The following is a 7,023-nucleotide window of genomic DNA, read 5'->3' on the forward strand; positions in this document are numbered from 1 at the left end:
GGTAAAGGCGTAGCTGCTTGTACAGCTTGTCACGCGCCAACTGGTGAAGGTAATGCTCAGGCTGGTTTCCCAGGTATCGGTGGTCAGCACGCTGCTTACACTGAAAAGCAGCTGAAAGCGTTCCGCAACGGTGAGCGTAACAATGATCCTCAGAAAATGATGCAGGACATTGCGGCTAAACTGAGCGATGCTGAAATCAAAGCAGTATCAAGCTACATTCAGGGTCTGAGCAAGTAAGTTCAGCTCTGGTTCGAAAAAGGCAGCTTAGGCTGCCTTTTTTGTAGGTGTGTTTTGTGGGTAAATGGAACTTGTGGTTTTGAAAAAGGTCTATTTGCAGTCTTTTAGTGTTGGGAGTTATAGAGAATGAAAAAGCTGGGTTTGATGCTTATTGCCCTGCTGTTGCCATTTACGGCGCAGGCAGAGGAATATAGAGAAGGTGTGCATTACGTAAAAATTAGTACACCTGTACGCACTTTTGATCAGAGCAAGGTTGAGGTGGTTGAACTGTTTGGATACCCATGCCCGCACTGTAATAGTTTTGAACCATATATTAAAAAGTGGGAAGGCGAAAAGGCTGAAGATGTAAATTTTGTTCGCATCCCGGTTGTATTTGGCCGTAGTTGGGAGCCTATGGCGCGTGCTTATTACGCTTCTGAACTAAATAAAACATTAGATAAGACCCACGAAGCAACTTTCAATGCTGTGCATGTAGAGCGCCGCCGTCTGCGAGGTAAAGCGGATTTCTCTGACTTCTATGCCAACCTGGGCGTGGACAGTGCCAAATTTGAGAAGATGTATGATTCTTTTGCGGTAAATATGAAGCTGAAGCAAGGGGATTCCAAAATGCGTGGTTATGGTGTTGATGGTGTTCCATCCATGGTTGTGAATGGTAAGTACCGTATCACTGCAAAAATGGCAGGTGGTCAACACAAAATGCTGGATGTAGTTAATTTCCTGGTTGAGAAAGAACGCTCTACCGGAAAATAAATTGATATGTAATAAAAAACGTCCATTTTTTGGGCGTTTTTTTATGTCCAGCCGATTTCAGGCCTAGTGTGATTTGCCGAGTTGGACTAACATGAACCTTTACCTACCTTATTAAGATTTAGTAGTGCACTGAGGACTTGGTTTGGCAGAACAACAGGCTGACTGGAAGAATAAATACAGAGAACTTTCTGTTGAGATGGAACAGCTCGAGCAGAAGACTGCTGATGTGGAGACTGAGTTACGTCAGCTCACAAGTTATATGTCAGTAGCCCTGCAAGGTGATAGCCCTCAGCTTGATTCTGCTATAGCTACCCTTAAACCTCTACTGCAAGAGCCTTGTGGAGAGCATATTGGTTTCTTGAGAAAGCTTGGAAGGCAAGTTGAAGACCATGTCCGTGGGCGTGAAGAGCAGCGTAGTAAACAGGCTAAGCAGACGGTTTTTGCACTACTTAAATGGATTCGCATGTTGCGTACCCAGGTGGAGAACAGTGGCTCACAGAATATTCTAGATTCTCTGGAAAAGCGTAGTAACGAAATAGAAGAGAAGTTGTATGAACTTCCAGCGTTGCTCGGTGATTTGATAGAGATGCAGAGCCATATTGAATCGGACCCATCTGGCTCTCCTGCAATTTCTGATAGTGATTTCTCTCTTGATGCGACCGCTTCTACGGATGCTCTAGGAGAAGAAGTTCGCTTGCTTCTGAAGCGGGTTGGAGCAGAACTTCTTGAGCTGATCAGTGGCCTCTATGTGCCAAAAGATGCCGCGCCGAATGCTCGTGAGTTGGTAAAACGGATTGAAACAGGCTTTGAGTTACCTCATCTACCGGAAGTGGTTCATCAGGTCGTACAGCTTGTTATCAAATCGACCAGTAATACCAGTGAAGATTTCGAAAACTATCTCATTGAACTGAGCTCTCGACTGACAGAAGTGCAAACTTTTGTGGTTGATAGTAAACAAGAGCAGGAAGAGATAGGAAAAAATCAGCGTGATCTGGATATGCAGGTGCGTAGTGATGTTAAGAAACTACATCACACAGTAAAGAATACCCATGACATTACTGATCTGAAAAAGGCGGTTTCTCTTCAGTTATCTGGCTTGGTTAAAGCCATGGATAGCTTCAAAAGAAAAGAGGAAGAGCGGGAGATTCGTCTGCAAGGACGTTATGAAGATCTGATCGGTAAAGTTGAAGAGATGGAGCTAGAAACACGCAAAGTTAAAGCTCATATGGAAGAGGAGCGTCTGCGTGCCCGCACAGATCCTCTGACAGGCCTGCCGAACCGAGCTGCATATGATGAACATATGGCTCAGGAATATGAGCGTTGGTCTCGTTACCGTACTTCATTTGCAGTTGTTGTTGCGGATCTTGATCTGTTTAAGAGAATCAATGACAACTATGGCCATCTTGCCGGTGACAAGGTTTTGCGTCTTGTTGCTAAGGTAATCACCAAGAACATTCGGGTTACTGACTTTGTGGCGCGTTATGGTGGAGAGGAGTTTGTTATCATCTTGCCATCAACTGGCGCTGAAGAAGCAGCGCAGGCGATGGATAAGCTGCGCGAGTCTTTGGCCGGTAGTCCCTTTAATTTCCATGGTAAGCCCGTTGGTATCACTATGTCATTTGGTGTTGCTGAGATCGTAGAGGGCGACTCAATCGATGATGTGTTTGCTCGGGCTGACCAGGCGCTATACAAGGCCAAAGAAGATGGTCGTAACAGAGTCTGTACACTGTAGTTGGGTTTTGAGTTGGGCTATGTAGTAGAATACGCGCTTTAATCAAACTATTTATGTAACAAGGCTTCCCCGAAGTGAAACGTCTTTCACGTATCCTGAAAATTGTTCAGGTCTTTGCCCGCTATCGTCTTGATACGCTTTTCCTGAGTTTATCCCTTCCGTGGTATGTCAGGCTGCTGTTCTGGCTACTGCCGTGGCGTTTTTTTATTCCTGCATCAAAACCTGAGGCTGAAAGAGTTCGTTTAGCTCTTGAGGCGTTAGGACCTGTTTTTGTTAAGTTTGGTCAGATGTTATCCACGCGTCGCGACCTTCTTCCTGATGATTTTGCAGAAGAGTTAAAGAAACTTCAGGATCGGGTGCCGCCGTTTTCTGGTGAGCAGGCTCAGCTTTTGATTGAAAAAGCTTTGGAAAAACCGGTATCGGAGTTGTTCTCTGAATTTGAAGTAGAGCCAATGGCTTCCGCTTCGGTTGCTCAGGTTCACAAAGCGACCATGTTCGATGGTCGAGAAGTAGTTGTGAAGGTGATTCGCCCAGGAATCGGAAAAACGATCCGTAAAGATGTGGATCTTTTGTTTACGCTGGCGCGACTGGTTCATACCGTTTGGCAGGAAGGGCGTCGCTTACGCCCGGTTGAGGTGGTTGCTGAGTATGAGCAGACTATCTTCGATGAACTGGATCTACGTAAAGAGGCGGCTAATGGCTCGCAGCTGCGTCGTAACTTTGAAAATAGTGAGATCCTCTATATTCCTGAAATCTTCTGGGATTACACGCGTACCAATGTATTGGTAATGGAGCGTATACACGGTATTCCAGTTGCCGAGGTTGAGCAGCTTTTAGATCAAAATACCAATATGCAGCTACTGGCTGAACGTGGTGTGGAGATCTTCTTTACCCAGGTATTCCGAGACAGCTTTTTCCATGCGGATATGCATCCAGGCAATATTTTTGTATCGCGTAATAACCCTCACTCCCCTCAGTATATAGCGGTAGATTTCGGCATTATTGGCTCGCTTACCCCCGAAGATCAAAGCTACCTGGCGCGCAACTTCCTGGCCTTTTTCAAACGTGACTACCGAATGGTGGCGCAGCTGCATGTTGACTCAGGATGGGTACCGGCTGATACCAATGTAGATGCATTTGAAACTGCCATTCGTAGTGTCTGCGAACCAATATTTGAGAAACCTCTAAAAGAGATCTCTTTTGGTCAGGTTCTATTAGGACTATTCCAGACTGCTAGACGCTTTAATATGGAAGTTCAGCCGCAGTTAGTATTGTTGCAAAAAACACTCCTCAATATAGAAGGGTTAGGGCGCCAGCTCTATCCTGACCTGGATCTATGGAAAACGGCTAAACCTTTCCTTGAGGATTGGATGAAAGAGCGTATGGGGCCGAAAGGGGTTTACCGCTCTATTAAACAGCAGGCACCGGATTGGTTAGAAAAAATGCCACATATGCCGCAGCTGATCTTTGATGCGTTAAATCAGGTGCGTAATCTTGATAACGCACGTCAACGTGATATCCGTGCTTATGAGAGGGCTCGAGCGGAACTGGATGCTCGTAGTAAAGGAAAGAACTATCTTGGTTTAGGGCTTATTGTTGCCGCGCTGTTTGTCGGTAATCAGGAGCTGCTAGAGTGGCTCTGTGACCTTCCAAGCACTAGTTGGGTGTTAGCAGGCCTGGGTTTGTTGTTAATCTTTAAAAAGTCATGATCCCATAGCGACTGCTCCTTTTGGAGGGGATGGTCGTGACTGGGTTGTTCGGGTATGCTTCCCCCAACGTCGATTCGTGTTAACTAAAGTGAGAGATAAGAATGAGTGATGTTTTAACTCAATTAGGTGAAGTTCTTGAACAGCGGAAGAGTGCATCGCCTGATAGCTCCTATGTCTCCAGTTTGCACGCTAAAGGATTGAATAAAATTCTGGAAAAGGTGGGTGAGGAAGCAACCGAGACCATACTCGCCGCTAAGGATGCAGAGGGCAGTGGTGATAACAAAGATGTTATTTACGAAACTGCGGATCTCTGGTTCCATAGTTTGGTAGCGCTGTCTCATTTGGGCGAAAAGCCGCAGGTTGTGTTGGATGAGTTAGCGCGTCGTTTTGATCTTTCCGGTCTTGAAGAGAAAGCGTCACGGAATAAAGGTTAAATATGTCTGGATGCGTTTTCTGCAAAATTGCAGCGGGTGAGCTCAAAGCAGAAATCGTCTATCAGGATGAATATATAGTGGCGTTTAAGGATCATGCGCCTAAAGCACCGGTTCACCTTTTGGTGATTCCGCGCAAACATATAAGGAATTTAAATGCTCTTGACGAGGGTGACAGTGAGTTGATAGCTCATCTAATGATGTCCCTTCCAAAGATAGCAAAAGAACAAGGCCTGCTGGATGGCTTCAGAACCATTACTAATACGGGTAAAGGTGGTCGCCAGGAGGTATATCACATGCATTTTCATATATTAGGTGGCGGACAGTTGCCAGCTATGTAAGAACGGAGAATAAAAATGGGTTTAGGTGGTATCAGTATCTGGCAACTGTTGATTGTTCTGGTCATCATCATTCTGATTTTTGGCACCAAGAAGTTTAAAAATATCGGTGGTGATCTGGGCGGTGCCGTTAAAGGCTTTAAAAAAGCTATGAACGATGATGGCAAAGATGAGAAAGAAGAAGCTGGTACTAAGCAGCTGAAACAGGAAGAAGATGCTGATTTTACGGATGCGAAAAAAGCAGATGTAAAAGATGAGCAGAAGTCTGATAAGTAACAGGCTGCTTTAATGTTCGATATCGGTTTTGCCGAGCTGCTCATAGTGGCTGTAGTAGCTCTTGTGGTTCTTGGTCCGGATAAATTACCTACGGCTGTTAAAACGCTGGGGCTATGGGTGGGTCGCATTCGAAGAACAGTAACCTCTATTCAGTCTGAGATCAGCGAAGAGTTGCGCATTGAAGAGATGAAGCGTACGACTGCAATCCAGAAAGAAGAGTTAGAGAAAGAGCTGAGCGAAATGAGTAAGCCGTTCAGTAATGTTCTTGATGAAGAATCGCCGATGGCAGCAAAAGTATCCTCTGCCGAAGAACTACAGAAACAGGCTACAAATACCTCGGGCCCTTCTGAATCTGCAGAAGGTGAACAGATAAGTAATAAAGAAAAAGATCAGGGTACGGCTGAAAAATAATGAGTGATAATCGTCAGGATATACCTGAACAGGATCAGGTGCAGCCACTGATCAGTCATCTGGTCGAACTACGCCAGAGATTAATGCACATCTTGCTCATTATTCTGGTTATCTTTCTTGGTCTGTTCTATTTCGCGAATGACCTATATACCTATCTGTCAGCACCTCTGACCGCGTTGTTGCCTGAAGGCACCAGTATGATAGCGACGGATGTTACGTCGCCTTTCTTTGCGCCATTTAAGTTAACGTTGGTTGCCGCTATTTTTGCGGCTATGCCATTTATCCTTAATCAGGTCTGGGGTTTTATAGCTCCTGGCTTGTATAAACACGAAAAACGTTTAGCCATTCCGCTACTGATCTCCAGTATATTCCTGTTCTATGCGGGTGTTGCTTTTGCTTACTTTGTTGTCTTTCCGCTGATCTTCGGATTCTTTACTAGCGTTGGCCCTGAAAATGTAGCGGTAATGACCGATATCAGCAGCTACCTGAATTTTGTACTGAAGCTGTTTTTTGCCTTCGGCATCGTTTTTGAGATTCCTATAGCAACACTGCTTCTGATCTGGTCAGGCGCAGCTACGGTGGAAGGTCTCCGTAATAAACGTGCTTACGTTATAGTGGGGTGCTTCGTACTGGGTATGTTGTTAACACCACCTGATGTTATTTCCCAAAGCCTTTTGGCTGTGCCTATGTGGCTGCTCTTTGAAATCGGTATCATTCTGGGTGTTATCTTTGTCAAGAAGACGGATGAAGATGATGAGCTGGAAGATGAATTTGAAGAGGCAATGCAGGAAGAAGAGGATAACAATAAGTAGCCTTTGGTTACCTTATGCTCTATCCGTGTTTGCAAGATGGAATACAACAAGTAGATATCCAGCATTTCTCCTGAGTGAGAGCTTGTTGGAGGCAGAAAGATAAAAAGGCGTCGTTAGACGCCTTTTTTGTACCTGTTTTCTGCTTGTTGTTTAAGTTTTAAGCGCGGTTGTTTGTTCTTTAATCAGTGTTTGTGCGCTATTTGGTCAGTTTTGCCTTTTTTTCAGTTTTTTTCAGTTTTTTTACCGATAGCGGTTGACCTGATTTTATATGTCTGTAGAATTCGCCGTCCTTGCTTAGGGAGGCCGCAAATTAAGGCGGTTTTGAAC

At 45.0% G+C, this 7,023-nt stretch carries 9 protein-coding genes; all 9 read left to right on the forward strand.

What is annotated here, in order from left to right:
• On the forward strand, positions 1 to 237 hold a 237-nt coding region (locus GY843_RS08745; protein WP_297308642.1), incomplete at its 5' end, for a c-type cytochrome.
• Positions 238 to 363: 126 nt separating this feature from the next.
• Complete coding sequence (locus GY843_RS08750; protein ID WP_297308644.1) at positions 364 to 987, forward strand: thiol:disulfide interchange protein DsbA/DsbL; 624 nt, start codon at positions 364 to 366, stop codon at positions 985 to 987.
• 142 nt (positions 988 to 1,129) lie between these two features.
• The gene (locus tag GY843_RS08755) at positions 1,130 to 2,719 is read left to right on the forward strand and encodes a GGDEF domain-containing protein (RefSeq protein ID WP_297308646.1); all 1,590 of its coding nucleotides are present in this window, start codon (positions 1,130 to 1,132) and stop codon (positions 2,717 to 2,719) included.
• A gap of 74 nt (positions 2,720 to 2,793) precedes the next feature.
• The gene (gene ubiB, locus GY843_RS08760; protein WP_297308648.1) at positions 2,794 to 4,428 is read left to right on the forward strand and encodes a ubiquinone biosynthesis regulatory protein kinase UbiB; all 1,635 of its coding nucleotides are present in this window, start codon (positions 2,794 to 2,796) and stop codon (positions 4,426 to 4,428) included.
• Positions 4,429 to 4,529: 101 nt separating this feature from the next.
• On the forward strand, positions 4,530 to 4,862 hold the full coding sequence (locus tag GY843_RS08765; protein WP_297308650.1) for a phosphoribosyl-ATP diphosphatase: 333 nt from the start codon (positions 4,530 to 4,532) through the stop codon (positions 4,860 to 4,862).
• 2 nt (positions 4,863 to 4,864) lie between these two features.
• Positions 4,865 to 5,200, forward strand: a complete 336-nt coding sequence (locus GY843_RS08770; RefSeq protein WP_297308652.1) for a histidine triad nucleotide-binding protein — start codon at positions 4,865 to 4,867, stop codon at positions 5,198 to 5,200.
• 15 nt (positions 5,201 to 5,215) lie between these two features.
• Positions 5,216 to 5,473: a Sec-independent protein translocase subunit TatA gene (gene tatA, locus GY843_RS08775; protein ID WP_297308654.1), complete on the forward strand. Its 258-nt coding sequence runs from the start codon at positions 5,216 to 5,218 to the stop codon at positions 5,471 to 5,473.
• 12 nt (positions 5,474 to 5,485) lie between these two features.
• Positions 5,486 to 5,884 (forward strand): Sec-independent protein translocase protein TatB, encoded by a 399-nt coding sequence (gene tatB, locus GY843_RS08780; protein WP_297308656.1) that lies wholly within the window; start codon positions 5,486 to 5,488, stop codon positions 5,882 to 5,884.
• Entirely contained in the window at positions 5,884 to 6,696 is an 813-nt protein-coding gene (gene tatC, locus GY843_RS08785; protein WP_297308658.1) for a twin-arginine translocase subunit TatC, read from the forward strand. The genes tatB and tatC overlap by 1 nt, the downstream gene beginning before the upstream one ends.
• The last annotated feature ends 327 nt before the right edge of the window (positions 6,697 to 7,023 follow it).

The sequence above is a fragment of the Neptuniibacter sp. genome (genome assembly GCF_024231755.1).
Lineage (GTDB): Bacteria > Pseudomonadota > Gammaproteobacteria > Pseudomonadales > Balneatricaceae > Neptuniibacter.

Excerpts from the sequence above, each read along its gene's own strand:
- GY843_RS08750 (WP_297308644.1), top strand. The coding sequence starts at position 364 with ATGAAAAAGCTGGGTTTGATGCTTATTGCCCTGCTGTTGCCATTTACG.
- GY843_RS08765 (WP_297308650.1), top strand. The coding sequence starts at position 4,530 with ATGAGTGATGTTTTAACTCAATTAGGTGAAGTTCTTGAACAGCGGAAG.
- GY843_RS08770 (WP_297308652.1), top strand. The coding sequence starts at position 4,865 with ATGTCTGGATGCGTTTTCTGCAAAATTGCAGCGGGTGAGCTCAAAGCA.
- tatA (WP_297308654.1), top strand. The coding sequence starts at position 5,216 with ATGGGTTTAGGTGGTATCAGTATCTGGCAACTGTTGATTGTTCTGGTC.
- tatB (WP_297308656.1), top strand. The coding sequence starts at position 5,486 with ATGTTCGATATCGGTTTTGCCGAGCTGCTCATAGTGGCTGTAGTAGCT.
- tatC (WP_297308658.1), top strand. The coding sequence starts at position 5,884 with ATGAGTGATAATCGTCAGGATATACCTGAACAGGATCAGGTGCAGCCA.